The organism is Bradyrhizobium sp. IC3195 (genome assembly GCF_020193585.1).
In the GTDB taxonomy this organism is placed as follows: Bacteria; Pseudomonadota; Alphaproteobacteria; order Rhizobiales; family Xanthobacteraceae; genus Bradyrhizobium; species Bradyrhizobium yuanmingense.
Genome location: NZ_JADYVG010000003.1, coordinates 531766 through 548024 on the forward strand (window position 1 = coordinate 531766; position 16259 = coordinate 548024).

The 16259-nt window shown below is 64.4% G+C and carries 12 protein-coding genes; 7 read left to right on the forward strand and 5 right to left on the reverse strand.

What is annotated here, in order from left to right:
* Positions 1-38: 38 nt before the first annotated feature.
* From tilS to I6F09_RS09865, 5 genes are all read left to right on the forward strand, one after another.
* Positions 39-1094, forward strand: coding sequence for a tRNA lysidine(34) synthetase TilS (tilS, locus tag I6F09_RS09845; protein ID WP_035998583.1), 1056 nt, complete (start codon positions 39-41; stop codon positions 1092-1094).
* Between the two features lie 276 nt (positions 1095-1370).
* Positions 1371-3293: an ATP-dependent zinc metalloprotease FtsH gene (ftsH, locus tag I6F09_RS09850; RefSeq protein ID WP_035998585.1), complete on the forward strand. Its 1923-nt coding sequence runs from the start codon at positions 1371-1373 to the stop codon at positions 3291-3293.
* Between the two features lie 253 nt (positions 3294-3546).
* Entirely contained in the window at positions 3547-4386 is an 840-nt protein-coding gene (locus I6F09_RS09855) for a universal stress protein (RefSeq protein WP_225187956.1), read from the forward strand.
* A 9-nt stretch (positions 4387-4395) separates the two neighbouring features.
* Positions 4396-5628, forward strand: a complete 1233-nt coding sequence (locus I6F09_RS09860; protein WP_225187957.1) for an APC family permease — start codon at positions 4396-4398, stop codon at positions 5626-5628.
* Between the two features lie 121 nt (positions 5629-5749).
* On the forward strand, positions 5750-7189 hold the full coding sequence (locus I6F09_RS09865) for a hypothetical protein (RefSeq protein ID WP_225187958.1): 1440 nt from the start codon (positions 5750-5752) through the stop codon (positions 7187-7189).
* A gap of 64 nt (positions 7190-7253) precedes the next feature.
* Here I6F09_RS09865 and I6F09_RS09870 read toward each other — a convergent pair whose 3' ends face one another.
* From I6F09_RS09870 to I6F09_RS09880, 3 genes are all read right to left on the reverse strand, one after another.
* Positions 7254-8249, reverse strand: coding sequence for a glycosyltransferase family 2 protein (locus I6F09_RS09870; RefSeq protein ID WP_225156807.1), 996 nt, complete (start codon positions 8247-8249; stop codon positions 7254-7256).
* Between the two features lie 64 nt (positions 8250-8313).
* Complete coding sequence (locus I6F09_RS09875; protein WP_225187991.1) at positions 8314-9810, reverse strand: hypothetical protein; 1497 nt, start codon at positions 9808-9810, stop codon at positions 8314-8316.
* 110 nt (positions 9811-9920) lie between these two features.
* Positions 9921-11411, reverse strand: coding sequence for a hypothetical protein (locus tag I6F09_RS09880; RefSeq protein ID WP_225187959.1), 1491 nt, complete (start codon positions 11409-11411; stop codon positions 9921-9923).
* A gap of 297 nt (positions 11412-11708) precedes the next feature.
* On the opposite strand from I6F09_RS09880, the gene I6F09_RS09885 reads away from it, so the two are divergent.
* Together I6F09_RS09885 and I6F09_RS09890 are read left to right on the forward strand one after the other, a co-directional pair.
* On the forward strand, positions 11709-11873 hold the full coding sequence (locus tag I6F09_RS09885; RefSeq protein ID WP_035998610.1) for a Flp family type IVb pilin: 165 nt from the start codon (positions 11709-11711) through the stop codon (positions 11871-11873).
* Between the two features lie 167 nt (positions 11874-12040).
* The gene (locus I6F09_RS09890; protein ID WP_225187960.1) at positions 12041-13270 is read left to right on the forward strand and encodes a glycosyltransferase family 87 protein; all 1230 of its coding nucleotides are present in this window, start codon (positions 12041-12043) and stop codon (positions 13268-13270) included.
* A gap of 54 nt (positions 13271-13324) precedes the next feature.
* On the opposite strand, the gene I6F09_RS09895 is transcribed toward I6F09_RS09890, so the two are convergent.
* Together I6F09_RS09895 and I6F09_RS09900 are read right to left on the reverse strand one after the other, a co-directional pair.
* Entirely contained in the window at positions 13325-14557 is a 1233-nt protein-coding gene (locus I6F09_RS09895) for a glycosyltransferase family 87 protein (protein WP_225187961.1), read from the reverse strand.
* A gap of 74 nt (positions 14558-14631) precedes the next feature.
* Positions 14632-16230, reverse strand: a complete 1599-nt coding sequence (locus I6F09_RS09900) for a glycosyltransferase 87 family protein (RefSeq protein WP_225187962.1) — start codon at positions 16228-16230, stop codon at positions 14632-14634.
* Positions 16231-16259 lie beyond the last annotated feature (29 nt).

A 16259-nucleotide genomic window follows, 5' to 3' on the forward strand; every position in this document is an offset into this window, starting at 1 on the left:
TAAACATTCGGTCCATTCCCGCGGACGATTGCAGCGTCATGTCAGACGACGACGATTCACCGATCTCGGCGCGCGAGGCGAGGCGGCTCTTCGCGGGCCTGAGAGATGCCCCGGCGCTGGTGCTCGCGGTCTCCGGCGGGCCCGACTCGGTTGCGCTGATGTGGCTTGCAGCGCGCTGGCAGCGCAGCCTCGCGCGAGGCCCGCAAATCACGGTCGTCACGATTGATCACGGCCTGCGCCCGGAGGCTGCCCGTGAGGCGCGCGAGGTCAAGCGGCTCGCCGCGGCGCTCGGATTGCCGCACCGGACCTTGCGCTGGCGCGGTGAAAAGCCGAAGACGGGGCTGCCTGCCGCCGCGCGCGAGGCCCGTTACCGCCTGCTCGCACAGGCCGCCCGTGCCGCCGGCGCGAGCCATGTGCTGACGGCACACACCCGCGACGACCAGGCCGAGACCCTGTTGATGCGCCTGTTCCGCGGCAGCGGACTTGCCGGACTCTCGGCCATGGCTCCATTCACCGAGCGCGACGGAATCGTGCTGGCGCGTCCGTTGCTCGACGTTCCGAAATCGCAGCTGATCGCGACCTTGCGGCGGGCGAGGATCGGCTTTGCCGAGGATCCCACCAACCGGGACACCGCCTACACACGGCCGCGGCTGCGCGCGCTGCTGCCGCTCCTCGCGGCCGAGGGCGGCGACGCCAGAAATCTGGCGCGGCTCGCGGCAAGGCTGGCGCGGGCCAATGCGGCGGTCGAGGTGCTTGCCGACGGCGCCGAGCGCTTCCTCCGCCTGCGGGATCGCGGCGATGCGCCGCAGGCGAGTGTCAGGAGCTTCGAGGCCGCGACCTTTGCCGCCCTGCCGGAGGAGGTGCGGCTGCGGCTCCTGCTGCGGGCCATCAACGCGCTCGGCCATGAAGGGCCGGCGGAACTCGGCAAGGTCGAAACCCTGATGTCGGTGCTTGATCGGGCGATCGCCGGCCCCGGTGCAGCCGCAAATGGCCGGCCGGTTCTGAAGCAGACCCTCGCGGGAGCCTTGATCAGCCTTGCCGGCGGGCGTATCCAGATCGCGCCGGCGCCGGCCCGGCGGCGCAAGGGCAGATGAGCGCGACGAGAGCGGATCATGACACCGGTCAATTCGCGTCCGTGCCGTCAGGCCACCTTAACCAGGCAGGAAAAACCCGGGTTCGGACGCCATGATTTCAGCGGGAATCGCGCTAAGATGGGATAAATAGTCCCATCTCGTTCCCTTGGCAGCGACCGGGGCGGCACCTAAATTGTATCCGTCTAACGATGAGGATTCCTTGGGATTTCCTCGCATTGACCAAATCAACTGCCCAAGGATCACGGCCGCGATCCGCGCGACCACGAAGGAAGATCGATGAACGCCAATCTGCGCAATTTCGCCCTCTGGGTCATCATTGTCTTGCTGCTGTTGGCGTTGTTCACGCTCTTCCAGAATCCGGGTCAGCGGGCCTCCTCGCAGGACATCGCCTTCTCGCAGCTGCTGAGCGAAGTTGACCGCGGCAATGTGCGCGACGTCGTGATCCAGGGGCCGGACATCCACGGCACCTTCACCAACGGCTCCAGCTTCCAGACTTACGCGCCGAACGACCCGACGCTGGTGAAGCGCCTCTATGACAGCAAGGTGCAGATCACCGCGAAGCCGCCCGGCGACAACGTGCCGTGGTTCGTCTCGCTCTTGGTCTCCTGGCTGCCCTTCATCGCGCTGATCGGCGTCTGGATTTTCCTGTCGCGGCAGATGCAGGGCGGCGCCGGCAAGGCGATGGGCTTCGGCAAGTCGCGTGCGAAGATGCTGACGGAGGCCCATGGCCGCGTCACCTTCGAGGACGTCGCCGGCGTCGACGAAGCCAAGCAGGACCTGCAGGAGATCGTCGAGTTCCTGCGCGACCCCGGCAAATTCCAGCGCCTCGGCGGCCGCATTCCGCGCGGCGTGCTGCTGGTCGGCCCGCCCGGCACCGGTAAGACCCTGATCGCGCGTGCGGTCGCGGGCGAAGCCAACGTGCCGTTCTTCACCATCTCCGGTTCCGACTTCGTCGAGATGTTCGTCGGCGTCGGCGCGAGCCGCGTCCGCGACATGTTCGAGCAGGCCAAGAAGAATGCGCCCTGCATCATCTTCATCGACGAAATCGATGCCGTCGGTCGTCACCGCGGCGCCGGTCTCGGCGGCGGCAATGACGAGCGCGAGCAGACGCTGAACCAGCTGCTGGTCGAGATGGACGGCTTCGAGGCCAACGAGGGCGTGATCCTGATCGCCGCCACCAACCGCCCCGACGTGCTCGATCCCGCGCTGCTGCGTCCGGGCCGCTTCGACCGTCAGGTCGTGGTGCCGAACCCCGACGTCGTCGGCCGCGAGCAGATCCTGAAGGTGCATGTTCGCAAGGTTCCGCTGGCGCCCGATATCAATCTCAAGACCATCGCGCGCGGCACCCCGGGCTTCTCCGGCGCCGACCTGATGAACCTCGTCAACGAGGCCGCTTTGACCGCCGCCCGCCGCAACAAGCGGATGGTGACGCAGGCCGAGTTCGAGGAGGCCAAGGACAAGGTGATGATGGGCGCCGAGCGCAAGTCGCTCGTCATGACCGAGGAAGAGAAGTTGCTCACGGCCTACCACGAGGGCGGCCACGCCATCGTCGGCCTCAACGTGCCCGCGACCGATCCGATCCACAAGGCGACCATCATCCCGCGCGGCCGTGCGCTCGGCATGGTCATGCAGCTGCCCGAGCGCGACAAGCTGTCGATGTCGCTGGAGCAGATGACCTCGCGCCTCGCCATCATGATGGGCGGCCGCGTCGCCGAAGAGCTGATCTTCGGCCGCGAGAAGGTGACCTCGGGCGCGGCGTCCGACATCGAGCAGGCCACGCGCCTGGCCCGCATGATGGTGACGCGCTGGGGCCTGTCGGAAGAGCTCGGCACCGTCTCCTATGGCGAGAACCAGGACGAGGTCTTCCTCGGCATGTCGGTGTCGCGCACGCAGAACGCCTCCGAAGCCACCGTCCAGAAGATCGATTCCGAGATCAAGCGTCTGGTCGAGGAAGGCTACAAGGAGGCGACGCGCATCCTCACCGAGAAGCGCGCCGATCTCGAGACGCTGGCCAAGGGCCTGCTCGAGTTCGAGACGCTGACCGGCGACGAGATCGTCGACCTGCTCAAGGGCAAGAAGCCGAACCGCGAGTCCGTGCTCGAGCCGACCACACCGCGCGCCTCCGCCGTGCCCCCGGCCGGCAAGCCGCGCCCGCGTCCCGATCCGGATCCCGGCCTCGAGCCGCAGCCGCAGGCGTAATTCCCAGCTGCAGCTGAGAATCGAAAAACGCGGCGGTAACGCCGCGTTTTTTATTGTCCGAGCGCGCCTTCGCGAGCTGGCATTGCGCTGGCCCCTCCCGCAAGGCAGGCGCCGCCGAACCAGAGCGTTCTGTTCCGGCGCCATCGTTCGAGCCTGGGCCGTTTTGCCACAGCCATCCGGCTAAATCGGTTGCGGTGGGTCAAGAAGGAGCATCTCGACAGCGTTAGGTTCCGACTCGTCAAAGGAGGCACACATGGCTTTCAAGGATGTTCTGTTGACCCTGGCGAGCTACCCGGAGCCGACGCCGGTTTCAGTGATCGACGATGCCGTCTCGGTGGCCGCCACCCTGGGGGCGCACCTCGCAGCCATTTCCTGCGAGGTCCATGCGGAGGTGCGCGCAAGCCTGCTCGGGGATGTCATCCTGGACATACCCGCGCTTATTGCGCGCGAGGCCGCCAAGAGCCGCGAGAATGTGAAAGCCCTGCTTGCCGCATTCGAAGCCTCCGCCGACAAATCCGGCGTCCGGCATGAGACCATCTTCGAGCACTGTGCAACCGCCAGCGAGGCCGCGCTGCTGGTTGACTATGCAAGGCTTCGGGATCTCACGATCATGGCGGTGCCGGACTGCCATGATCTGGGGTACGCCGAGGAGGTGATCTTCGAATCCGGCAGGCCGACGCTGATCCTGCCCACCGGCCCGCGGTCGCGTCCGTTGCGGCTCGACGCCATCTGCGTGGCTTGGGACTTCAGCCGCACCGCTGCGCGAGCGGTTTCCGACGCACTTCCTTTGCTTGAAAGCGCAAGAAGTGTGCGCGTCGTCACTGTCACCAATGAAAAGCCCCTGGATTCCAGACATTCCGGCCGAGAACTGGCGAAGAACCTGGCTCGCCACGGCATCGAGGTCGTGCTGGATGAGATCGATGCCGAGAGCAAGCCGATCGACGAGGTCCTCACATCTTACGTGCTGTCCCATGGCATCGACGTCCTCGTGATGGGCGCGTACGGAACGCCGAGATGGCGGGAATTCGTGCTCGGCGGCGCGACCAGGGGCCTGCTGTCCAAGCCGCCGGTGCCGATCCTGTTTTCGCATTGACGCTTGGTGATGCAGGAGGTGGCGCCGCTCGGGTCTACGAAACTCGTCAGATCGCTGACGCTCACGCACGCGGTCCTCTATGGGCTCGGCGTGACGATCGGTGCCGGAATCTACGTCCTGGTCGGCGCGGCCGCTGCCCGGAGCGGAATGCATGCACCTCTGGCGTTCCTCGTTGCCGCGGTCGTGATGGGCGTGACGGCCGGGAGCTTTGCCGAACTGGGCACGCGACTGCCGGTCGCGGCGAGCGAGGCCGCCTATGTCCAGGCCGCGTTTCATCGAAAATGGCTCAGCGGTGCCACAGGGTTGCTCGTGGTGGCTGCAGCGACGATTTCGGGCGCGACCATCACCGTTGGGAGCGCCGGCTATATCAGCGTGTTCCTGCCGCTGCCTGCCAGCTGGATCATCGCCGGCGTCGTGCTCGCGATGGGAGCGATCGCCTGCCTATCCGCGGTTCAGTCCATCAGCTTCGCCGGCTTGATGACGGTCGTGGAGATCGGAGGATTGGTCCTCATTGTCGGAGCCGGGCTGTTTGAGGGCGACGCCCTGGTCTCCCGGCTGCCCGAACTGTTGGCTCCCCTGAGCGATAAAGCAGCGTGGACCGGGATCGCACAGACGTCGCTGCTCGCCGTGTTTGCGTTCATCGGGTTCGAGCACCTCGTGAACATCTCCGAGGAAATGAAGAATCCGTCCCACACGCTGCCTTGGGCGCTCTTCATCACCCTCGGCGTGACCGCGCTCCTCTACATGATCGTCGTCTGGGTCGCGGTGGTCGCGGTGCCCCCGGCCGAGCTCGCGCACGCCTCGGCTCCGCTTGCACTTGTCTTTCAGCGGTTGACCGGTCTTCCCCTCTCGGTATTGAGCGTCATCGCGATCGTTGCGACGGTCAACGGGATCATCGTTCACATGCTGATGATCGGACGTGTGCTGTACGGGCTTGCGGACCAAGGCAGCCTTCCGGCCTTTCTGGCCCGTGTGAACGCCAGAAGCGGCGCGCCGGTGGTTGCAACCCTCTTCGGCGTGGGCGCCATCCTGATCCTCGCCCTCGGCGTTCCCTTGACCGGATTGGCCGAATGGACCTCACGCCTGACGCTCGGGATCTTCGTCCTGGTCAACCTGGCGCTTGTTCGCATCAAGACGAGAGAATCCAAGCCTCCCGCCGGCGTGTTCTTCGTGCCCATTTGGGTGCCGATCGCAGGACTGTTCACAAGCGCCGCGTTGCTCCTGATCGATCTCGTGCGATAGCGCCCGCGTGGCGTTTCGGCGGAGGATCCGGACGTTGCGATGGCGGTTCTCTCGCTTCCGCACGCGCGATCGGTGAAACATTAAAGAACACCTTAACAATTAAGGCCTAGCTTGGCCCGCCATGACTGATCAGGTCGTCTCCAGCGCGGTTCAACCGTTTTCGGCGCGTGCAGTGCTCCCTTGGGCTGTGGGGCTCGCCGTCTACGCTGTATTGCTGGCTGTCGGCCCGAAGCTGCTCGGAGATCCCGACAGCTATTCTCACGTCGAGCTCGGGCGCTGGATCATGGCGCATGGGACCCTGCCGACGAGCGATCCATTTTCGTTTTCGAAGCATGGCGCGCCTTGGATCACGTTCGAATGGCTGTCGGAAGTCATCTATGCCGGAGCCTACGTCCTGTCCGGCTGGTCCGGCGTCGTCGTCGTCGCGGCCGCGGCGATCGCACTCGCCTTTGGTCTGCTCACATACTTCCTGCTGCGCGAGCTGTCGCCGACCCAGACGCTGGTCATGGTGATCGCGGCCGTCATCCTGACGGCGCCGCACATGCTGGCGCGGCCACACGTGCTCGTGATGCCCATCATGGTGATCTGGGCGGCTGCCCTGGTGCGTTGCATGGATCACGGCAGGCCGCCACCATACTGGGCCCTGCCGCTGCTGGTCGTGTGGGGCAATCTGCACGGCAGCGGAGTGCTGGCGCTTGGCTTGATTGGACCCGTGGTGCTCGAGGCGCTGCTGCGCGAGGAGCGAAGCCAATGGCCACGCGTGCTGCTGCGCTGGGTGCCATTCACACTGCTTGCCGTCGCCGCATCCTGCCTGACGCCGCATGGGCCGGAACCGCTGCTGATGCCGATCACGACACTCGGCCTCGGTCCCGCGCTCGCCTGGATCGCGGAATGGCGGCCGCAGGATTTCAGCCGCATCGGCGGCTTCGAGCTGCTGTTGCTGGGGGGCATCTTCGCGCTCTCGCGCGGCGTCACGCTGCCGGTCGTGCGGACCCTCGTGGTGATCGGCTTGCTCCATTTCGCGCTGGCGCAGATGCGCAATGCGGATCTGCTGGCCATGCTGGCACCGCTCTACCTCGCGGCCCCGCTGGCCCGGAGGTTCGGCGGGCCGAGCGGGAACGAGACCGACCGCTCCTCGCGTGGCTTGAACCTGGCGGCATTCGGCATCTTGGCCGCGATGAGTGGATTGGCGCTGGCGCGCGACATCCGGCCGGCTCCCCTCATCACCCCCGAGGCGGCGGTCGCCCGTGCCGACCTCGCCAAGGCGGGGCCGCTGCTCAACGATTATTCCTTCGGCGGCTATTTGGTCTTTGCCGGCATTCCAACCTTCATCGACGGCCGCGCGGAACTGTTCGGCGGACCGTTCATCGACCGCTACAATCGCGCCCTGGCGCTGATTGACCTCGGAGATTTTCTCAAGCTGCTCGACGACTACAAGATCCGCGCGACGCTGCTCGCACCGAATACGCCCGCCACAGCGATGCTTGATCGGTTGCCGCACTGGCAGCGCGTGTACAGCGACGATGTGGCGGTCGTCCACAAGCGTCGGGAGATGCAGTAAAGCCCGCTCGGCAGCAGCATCGAAGACCAGGTGTTGGCCTCACGTCCGAGATGATTGCGGCGAATCACTCGTTGATTGCGTGTTTCGCGGGTGCAGTCGCCGCCTCGTTGCGATCGAAGCCGGCTCGCTTCTGGACCACGTACAGTGGACGGCGCTTTACTTCGGCATGGATGCGGCCGACGTAAAGGCCCACGATCCCCGTCATCAGCATGTTCATTCCACACAACAGCGAGAGGAGGACAATGGTCGAGGACCAGCCGGTCACGAGATGAGCGTCGTTGCTCAGCCACATCACGACGACCCAGCCGCCGTAGAGCAGTGCGAATGCCGAGACGGTCAATCCGCACCAGATCGCCAGGCGCAAGGGCAGATCGGAAAAGCCGAGCGCGGCGTTCACCGCGAGCCGGATCATCTTGAACAGGGGGTACTTGGTCTCGCCCGCGGCGCGCTCGAGACGATGGAAGGTGACCTCGGCCTGGCGGAAGCCGAGCCAGGCGATCATGCCGCGTACGAAGCGATCCTGCTCCGGCATCTGCCTGAGCGCGTCCAGCACCTTGCGATCGATCAGGCGGAAGTCACCGACGTCGGCGGGGATGCCGACGGAGGACATCTTGCCGAGCAGCCGGTAGAACAGATGTGCGGTCGCGCGCTTGAATCGGCTTTCGCCCTCGCGCGACAAGCGGCGGGCGTGGACGACGTCATTGCCTTCGTGCCATTTTGCGATCAATTGCTCGATCACTTCGGGCGGATCCTGCAAATCGGCGTCCATGACGATGATCGCGTCACCCTGCGCGGCGTCCATGCCGGCGGTGATGGCGACTTGATGGCCGAAATTCCGCGACAGGCCGATATAGCGAAAGCGGGCGTCGCGCACGGCGAGTGCCTGCAGCACGATCGAGCTGGAATCGCTGCTACCGTCGTCGACGAAAATCGCCTCTGCCGGCCCGTCGAGCCGGGACAGCAGGAAGTCGAGCCGGCGTAACAATATCGGCAGTACGGCTTCCTCGTTGAAGACGGGAATGACGAGGCTGTAGCGGATCGGTCCGGAATTGGCCGCCATGCGAAGGAGTCCAGCTGGGTTGCAGGGACGGAAGTCTATGGGCAGGTGGTTAAGGTCGCCTTTCTCAGGACTTGCGGTGAATCCTGTAGAGGACGAACCGATCCGAGGTCTCCAATAGTTCCAGCAGATCCGGCAGCGGGTTTGCGGCCCGCGGTCCCAGCACATAGAGGTAGTCGAAATCCCGGTACCAGGTGCGGACAAAGCGCGGCGAGTCCGCCGGCGGGTGGCCCGCTGCTATCGCGGTGAGCAGGCCTGAGGACACCAGTCCGCCATCCGGAGTGGCAAGATGGCGCACGGCTTCCGTGGCCCGAACAGGCTGCTTGCCCGCCTCCGTGAAGAGATTGGGCACGAACGCATTGGCATAGTGCACCGCCAGCGTTGGCGCATAATACATCGGATACGCGGTGAGATCGGCGAAGGGCGGGTCGCCAGCTTCGTCCGCATTGCTGACGAGGACGCGCGAGCCACGTTCGACCTTGCGGAACGACTCGATAATGGCCGCGTAGTCAGTGCGGTAGGGCAGCCATACCGTGAAGACAACGGCGAGATTGATCAGCGTGATGCCGCTGATCGCAGCGAGTGCAGCCATTCGCCAAGCCCGGCTTGGCAGCGACAGCGAGCAGAACGCCGGCAGGATCAGCGCCGCAGCAGGAAACACGCGGAGGTCGGCAAACGAGGTCCCGAACAGCCTCGAGGGAATGGCCACGTACAGGAGCGCAAGACCGAGCGCGATCCAAATCCCGGCCGGCTCGAGTCTGAGCAAGCCGCGCCTTGCGGCGAACAGCAACGCGGTCATGAGGGTCAGCCCCGTCACCGCCGCGGCCGTCAGATTGTAACCGTTCATGATGCGGAGCGGCCAGACCGGCTTGAATGCGAGGAACCAGTCATTGCCTTGGCTTCCGATCGCGCCTGCCGTGACATGCATGATCGCAAGCAGCGCAAGCGCCGGTAGGGCTAGCGCGCCAAGCCGCGCGGCCGCGACGGGATACGCGACCCGCCCTTGGCGGATGCGAGACAGCTCGAAAAGGCCGAGCGTTGCGCCATAGATGCCGAGCGAAAAGAAATGCGCCACATAGAGCGCGGCGACGAAGATCAGATTGGCCATGAAGCGCAGCGGCCAGGGGCCTTCCGCCAGCATCAGATAGACGGCGATGCCCCAGAGCGCGAGGCCGAGCCCGAACTCGAAGTTCACGAAACCCCAGCTGAACGGCAGGCAATAGAGCAAAGCGAGCGCGGCGAAGCCGGCGAGATGGATGCGCCCCTTCCTGACCCATTCGAGCAGAAGCGCACCGGTGACGATCAGGCTTTGGCTCAGCAACAGAAACAGCCGCGTCGCGTTCTCGACGCTCATCAGCCGCGCCAGCTGCGGGACCAGCAGGTCCATTCCGAGGTTGGGATAGAAGGCCCACCTCACCTCGTAATACGGATTTGCACCCGCGGTCCCGTTCTGGCTCAGAACAGACATGCGGGCGAGGTGATTGGGATAATCGACCATCGCCGGAATGGGCGTCAGCAGCACCGGAACAAACGAGACCACAGCCAGCATCGCAAGCACGATCATCGCCACGGCTCGGTCCGGGGCGGAACGCGCCGGATCTGTCAGGATCGGCTTGCTGGAAGGAACCATCTGATGAAGTCGCTGAGGCCGAAGACGCGCGCTGGAGCGGGTCGTCACTTCGAAGGCGCCGCGGTCGCGCCGTCTGCGGCGTCGCGCACGTGGATCACGGCGATGTCGTCCGCATAGATCCGCTTCCAGCCTTTGAGCTGGTCGAGGATCTGCGGCCCCGGCGCATCCGCGCCCAGCAGCGTCGCATCGATCTTGTGCTCGTCGAGCAGGCGTGGCAGCAGCTCGGGCTTCTTGCCCTCGGTCGCCTTGAAGAAGTCCATGATGAATTTCTCGCCGTAGAGCTCGGCGCGGCCGTCGACGAAAACAGGGATATTGCGCGAGATCAGATAGCCGCCGAACTGGTAGGCGTTGAAGACGCGCTGCACCTTGCGTTGCTCGAGCAGGTCGACCGCCGTAACCGGCGTCTGCGTCATCGTGAAGGTGAAGCGGTGGTGCCCCAAATAGAGCGAGGTCGAGGTCCAGCTTGCCGCCACGATCATCAGCGCGCCGAGCGCCGTGACATAGCGGCCCGGCCAGCTGTCGGCACCGGCGGGCTCAAGCGCCGGCCGCGGGAACATCTCGCCGAGCGGCTTTGCCAGCACCAGCGGCACCAGGAATGCAAATGCGTCGATGCTCCTGACGTGGCTCAGCGCGCTCCAGGTCAGGAACAGGATCAGGAAGATCCGGGGTGCCGACAGCACCAGCCCGCGATAATAACCGAATGCGATCAGGGCGAGCAGGGCGCCTTCGAACGGGGTGAACGTGGCGAAGTTCGCCGGCATCCATTCGACGATCAGCGTCAGCAACTCACCAAGGCTGAGGATGTTGGTCGCGCCCTGCAGCGTTCGCCAGCCGTACGGCGTGCAGCAGCTCGCGATCAGCGCCCCGATTCCGAACAGCACCCAGCGCATGAACAGGGCGAGCCGCCGTCCCTTCCCGGCATGCTCGACCGCTTCGAGCGAGATCGGGCCGATCAGCGCGAGCCCGAGCACGAAGCCGCCGTGCAGGTTCGCCCACAGCGCCATCAGCGGCAGCCAGGTCCAGGACGGCGCGCTCCGGCGGCTCGCAGCCGCCATCAGCAAGCCGACCCACGCCACCATCACCGGCAGCGCCAGAATATGCGGCCGCGCCAGCACGTGATGGATCGACAGCAGCAGCGCCAGCATCGCGAACAGCACCGCGCGCGGGGCTCCGATATGCGCCTCGAGCAGATGGACGAAGATCGCGACGGTGAGCGCGACGGCGGCCGCGGTGAGGATGACGGGGCCTGCCCAGCCCCAGTGCGCATGCGAGAAGGCGAACGCGACCTGCGACAGCCAGGACGTCGAGATCCACGGCGCGCCCGTCCGCGTGAAGGAATAGAAATCGATCATGGGCATGGCGCGGTGATCGAGGATCCATTGCCCGATCTTGATCTGCCAGAACGAGTCGGAATCCTGAAGCAGCGTATCGCCCAGGAACAGGAAGAACAGATAGGCGCCGGCGCCGACGCACAACGGCACCAGGGCACGCGCGCGGCCCTGCACCGCGATGCTGTTGGCGAAAGAAAGGGACATGCCGTCTCGTCGTCCTGGTTGTTCTTGCCGGCCCGAGCGGGCGGCATTGGACCACGCCGGTCATAACTTCGGGTAAACCGGCCGCGCCAGGCCGGCGTCAGATGCTTACAATTTAACGGATTGTTTCGAACTTGGATTTACCATGGGCCGATACACGCAATCCGCTCGGTGTTTACGCAGCCGAATTAACTGCGGTGCAATTCTTTGCCTCTACGTTCCGTTGCCATGGTCGGGCGGCGCTGGGAAGCCGAAGAGACCAGATCAGTTGTAGCCTCGTGTACTCATTTGGAGCACTCTATGAAGAATCTCGTTGCGCGTTTCATGAAGGATGAATCCGGCGCCACCGCCATTGAATACGGCCTGATCGCTGCCGGCATCGCGCTGGCGATCATCACCGTCGTCAACAACCTCGGCACCACGCTGAACACGAAGTTCAGCTCGATCTCGACCAGCCTCAAGTAAGGCCGGACGACCAGCGGAATAGCGAAGGGCCCCGTCATCGACGGGGCTCTTTTGCGTTGTCCAGGAATCGGCGCGGGGCGTTCGACGATCAGGCTTAAGCCTCCTTCAAGCCACTCGGGTGTATGGCTTGGGCGCATCCGCCTCACATCATCGCGCAAGGAAGCCGCATGGCCGAAGCCTCCTCCGTTCCGCCTGCAATCGGCCGTCACGGTGCGGTCCCAGCGATCCTCGTCAACATCTCCTTCGTGCTGGCGATCGTCACGCTGGCGTATTTTCCGACGGCCTATCTCGCCCATCTCTGGATCTTTGACGCCGACGGGCGCGGCATCCCCACTGATTTCGTCAACGTCTGGGCGGCCGGAAGACTGGCGCTCGAGGGGCATCCCGCGCAGGCCTGGGATTGGGACATTCAGAAGCAGGTCGAGCTTGCGCTTCTCAAGCAGGATTTTGTCGGCCATTTCGCCTGGCATTATCCGCCGCCCTTCCTGTTCGTCGCGTCCTTCCTCGCGCAATTTCCCTATACGGTGGCGTTCATCGGCTGGGCCGCGTTCAGCATGGTGCCCTATCTCGCCGTGATGCGCGCCATCATCGGGCGCAACGCGGGCTTGGTAATTGCGGTTGGATTTCCGGCCGCCTTCCTCAACATCCTGGTCGGGCAGAACGGTTTCCTCACGGCCTCGCTGATCGGCGGCATGCTCTATCTGTTGCCGACGCGGCCGGTGCTGGCTGGAATCTGCCTCGGCCTTCTCAGCTACAAGCCGCAATACGGATTGTTGTTTCCGCTTGTCCTGCTCGCCGCCGCCGAATGGACCGTGCTGTTCAGCGCCGCGATCGTCACCGTTGCGATCGCTGCACTATCCTGGTTCGCCTTCGGCACCGAAAGCTGGCAGGCGTTCTTCCACTGGATTCCGATGTTCTCCCAGGCCTTCCTGACCGAGGGCAGGGCGCCCTGGTTCAAGATGCAGAGCATCTTCGCGCTGGTGCGCTATCTCGGCGGCACCGAGCAGCTCGCATGGATCTTCCAGTGGGTGTTGACCACAGCTGTTGCCGTGGCGCTGGTCGTGGTGTGGCGGAGCCGGCTGCCCTATGCCCTCAAGGCGGCGATGCTCGCGACCGCGGCGCTGCTAACGACGCCCTATCTCTTCATGTACGATCTGGTCGTGCTGGGCATCGCCGTGGCCTTCCTCATCCGAGCCGGTCTCGACGAAGGTTTCGCACGCCACGAGGTGATGGCGCTGGCGCTCGTCTTCGCGCTGCTTGCGAGCTTCCTGTTTCTCGGGCAGCCGGTCGGCTTTCCTGCGATCCTGATCGTGTTCGGGCTGATCCTTAGACGCTGCGCAGCCTGGCGGAGTGCCGAGGCCGCATCGGCGCAGGTCGTGCTCCCGCGAACGAGCTGAGAAGCTCGGTCGGGCACAGTCACCGGTCAGACGTCAGATGGGAAATGTCGCCACTCAAGCTAAAGCTGGCGACGTCACTGACGAGGCTTGCTTTGATCTATCATTGGACAACCGCCACAGCAGACGAGCGGCGAACAAGGGGAGGATCAGTAGAGCAATCGGTATTTGCGCGAAGCCGAATGGAAACATCAGAATAGGCAGCATCCACAACGCAAGCGAAAGAATTTGATCGGCGAATGCTTCGTTTCCGCGCTGACGCAGAAGCGCGACAATCCATCCGAATACGACCATGTCGTAGTTCATGATCCAGGGTGAAAACAAGAAGGTGGCGGTAACGAAGAGCGCTAGTGAGAGGACCGGATCGCGCTTGCGCCAGAACGTCCAAACCACCGCACCGACGGCGCATACCGACGCCGCTCCTTGCACTACCCAGGCCAAATCAGCCGGAAGACCCGCAAGGCGGGCGTTGATCAAGGCTGAGGCAACGATCGGCCAGCCCATGATACCTGCCACGTCGAGCAGTTCGTGCTGTTGCGGCAAAACTTTATGCCAATATGCGATCCAGATTTCTGGCCCAAACCATGCTGCAGTCGCGGCGACAAGCGACACCGTCATGACGACGGCTGAACCAATGACTCGCCAGTGCCCTCCCAGCACCAGCACGATCGGAAGCAGGAGTCCGAGTTGCGGCTTGATAGTCAGCATACCAAACAAAATTCCAGCGAGTATCGGCCGCCGCTCGAGGTTTGCCAGACCTCCGATCAAGAGCGCAGCGCTCAAGAAGCCATTTTGGCCGAGGAATAAGTTAACCGTGACGGCAGGTGCGACGGCCAGAAACACCCAGTATTTTCGTTCGACACCACATGATGTTGCCGCCCAAACATACAGGGCAAGCCCGGTGATGCACCACACAATGTACGACGGCAGAAAACCGAGCAAACCAAAGGGCCAAATGAAGAACAGAAGATGCGGCGGATACGACCAATACAGAGGTGCCAAATCGGGAATGCCGGTCACCTTCGCTATCGCAGCCATGTAGGCGCTGGGATCAAACCAGTCCGCAGGGCCGCCGGAAAAAGCCGATCGGCCGCCTATCCAAGTGTTCAGAAAATCTCGACCAACCGGAAAGCCGCCTGGGTCAAGTACGAACGATGGGAACGACTGGGCTGCTGCCAGTTGGAAGTCAAATATGACAACCGCCAGCAGAATGGCCGCAGCGACCACGGTGAGGGACGCGTAGATCCTTACTGATGCTGGATTGTCTGTGCCGAGCTTGCCATGACTCATTGTATGCTCAAAGGGTAAGGCCTCTGTTCGAGAGGCGCGATGGTTCTCAAGTTTGAGTTCCGCGCGGACGGCGACTAATGCGCAGTCCGCGCGATCAGCGGGCAACTTTCGATCACCGTGCCGGGGCGGGCGCCCTCAATGGTGACGCAGGGCCGGGAGCGATCGATGGTGAGCTCGTAGCGATCCAGCAGCGCGCTGCGGTCCGGATCGCCGCGCATGTGCAATTCGCGGACGCCGCCGGGCAGCGGCGTCTTCAGCCCGGCGCGAATGCGCTGGTCGAAGATGCCGCCGGGGACGATCGGCACGGCGATATCGGCGAGCAGGTAGAAGCGCGATTGGGAGGGCAGCTGCGGCGCGATATAGGCCAGCGGCTTGCCGAGGATGAAATAGGTCGCGGGCTGATCGAGCTCGTGGGCGATCTTCGGCCGGTAGACGTCGGACCAGGGGCGGTGCCACCAGTCCGCCGGCTGCGACCACGCTGCGATCGCGACTGCGAGCGTCAACGTCAACACGGCGAGCGGACGAGGGGACGCCGTCAGCGATGACGGTCCGGTGCTCGCAGCGAGGCGCGTGAGCAGGAGAACGATCAGCGGACCGCACAGGAGCTCCAGAACCACCGCATAGCGCTGGATCGAGAACAGGCCGAGCCATGCGAGGTAAGAGGCCGCAAACAGCACCACCAGCTGCACGTCACCCCGGGTGAGGATCGCGCTCTTGCGCCTCGCGCGGACCCACAGGCCGACCACGAGCAGGACCATCACCACCGCGAAGCGCGCGTCGCGGAACGGATGCTCCGCGCCTCGGTGGTCGCCGATCAGCCAGTAGAAGGGGTAGGCCAGTGCGTCGAGCACGCCATGAGGCATGAACTGCGCATCCATCAGGTTGACGCCGGCCACCTCGCTCGACTGGAACAGTGCATTGAACAGCGGGAAGATCGGATTGCCGGTGTCGCGCCACGTGATCAGGCACCATACCCCGCCGGTGAGCGCCGCGCCGGCCATTCCGCCGATGCCAAGAAGCGTGATCGCCCGCAGCGGACGCGCGGAGACGATCAGCGCCGCGGCAGCGCCGATCGCGTAGACGACATTGGTCAGCTTCAGCCCGACGGCGGCACCGATCAGCAATCCCGCGAGCAGGACGCAGATCGCCGGTCGGCGATCCGCCACCAGGATCAGAAGGCAGCCGCCGATCACGGGCAAGGCCAGCAGCACGTCGGAAAAGCTCGTGCCGACTTCCGAGAGCGTCATCGGACCCGAGGCAGCGATGACGACCACTGCTGCGACCGACGCGATGGTTGCGGCCTGGCGCAGCACCAGACGCGCGAACAGGCAGATCAGCGCAAGGTTGAGGCCGTGAACAGCGCCGATGATCATCAGCCCATAGGGCGCCGGCAGCACGTGGCGGAGATAGTAGACGGGGAAATAGACGAGCGGATTGAAGTAGGTCTGAAAGCCCGGCGGGACCACATCGACGCCATAGCGGCCGTTGAGAACGGCCCAGACATTGTATTCGTGGTAGTTCTGCCAATCCCAGTTGACGTCCTCTCCCATGGCCAGGGTGTAGAGCGCGCCTGCCAGCATCGAGCAGACGACAACGGCGATCGCTGCAAGCGCATTGCCGCGCTGCTTCGCCCTCCACGACCGCCGCAGCCTGTCGGCCGCGGGAAGGGACATGACCTCTCGCGGATCGGAAGAAATCGCCG

Bases quoted from the DNA above. Each gene is read 5' to 3' on its own strand.
- I6F09_RS09900 (WP_225187962.1), bottom strand. From the start codon at position 16,230: ATGTCCCTTCCCGCGGCCGACAGGCTGCGGCGGTCGTGGAGGGCGAAG.
- I6F09_RS09865 (WP_225187958.1), top strand. From the start codon at position 5,750: ATGACTGATCAGGTCGTCTCCAGCGCGGTTCAACCGTTTTCGGCGCGT.
- I6F09_RS09890 (WP_225187960.1), top strand. From the start codon at position 12,041: ATGGCCGAAGCCTCCTCCGTTCCGCCTGCAATCGGCCGTCACGGTGCG.
- I6F09_RS09895 (WP_225187961.1), bottom strand. From the start codon at position 14,557: ATGAGTCATGGCAAGCTCGGCACAGACAATCCAGCATCAGTAAGGATC.
- I6F09_RS09855 (WP_225187956.1), top strand. From the start codon at position 3,547: ATGGCTTTCAAGGATGTTCTGTTGACCCTGGCGAGCTACCCGGAGCCG.
- I6F09_RS09885 (WP_035998610.1), top strand. From the start codon at position 11,709: ATGAAGAATCTCGTTGCGCGTTTCATGAAGGATGAATCCGGCGCCACC.
- I6F09_RS09860 (WP_225187957.1), top strand. From the start codon at position 4,396: ATGCAGGAGGTGGCGCCGCTCGGGTCTACGAAACTCGTCAGATCGCTG.
- I6F09_RS09880 (WP_225187959.1), bottom strand. From the start codon at position 11,411: ATGTCCCTTTCTTTCGCCAACAGCATCGCGGTGCAGGGCCGCGCGCGT.
- tilS (WP_035998583.1), top strand. From the start codon at position 39: ATGTCAGACGACGACGATTCACCGATCTCGGCGCGCGAGGCGAGGCGG.
- I6F09_RS09875 (WP_225187991.1), bottom strand. From the start codon at position 9,810: ATGATCGTGCTTGCGATGCTGGCTGTGGTCTCGTTTGTTCCGGTGCTG.
- ftsH (WP_035998585.1), top strand. From the start codon at position 1,371: ATGAACGCCAATCTGCGCAATTTCGCCCTCTGGGTCATCATTGTCTTG.
- I6F09_RS09870 (WP_225156807.1), bottom strand. From the start codon at position 8,249: ATGGCGGCCAATTCCGGACCGATCCGCTACAGCCTCGTCATTCCCGTC.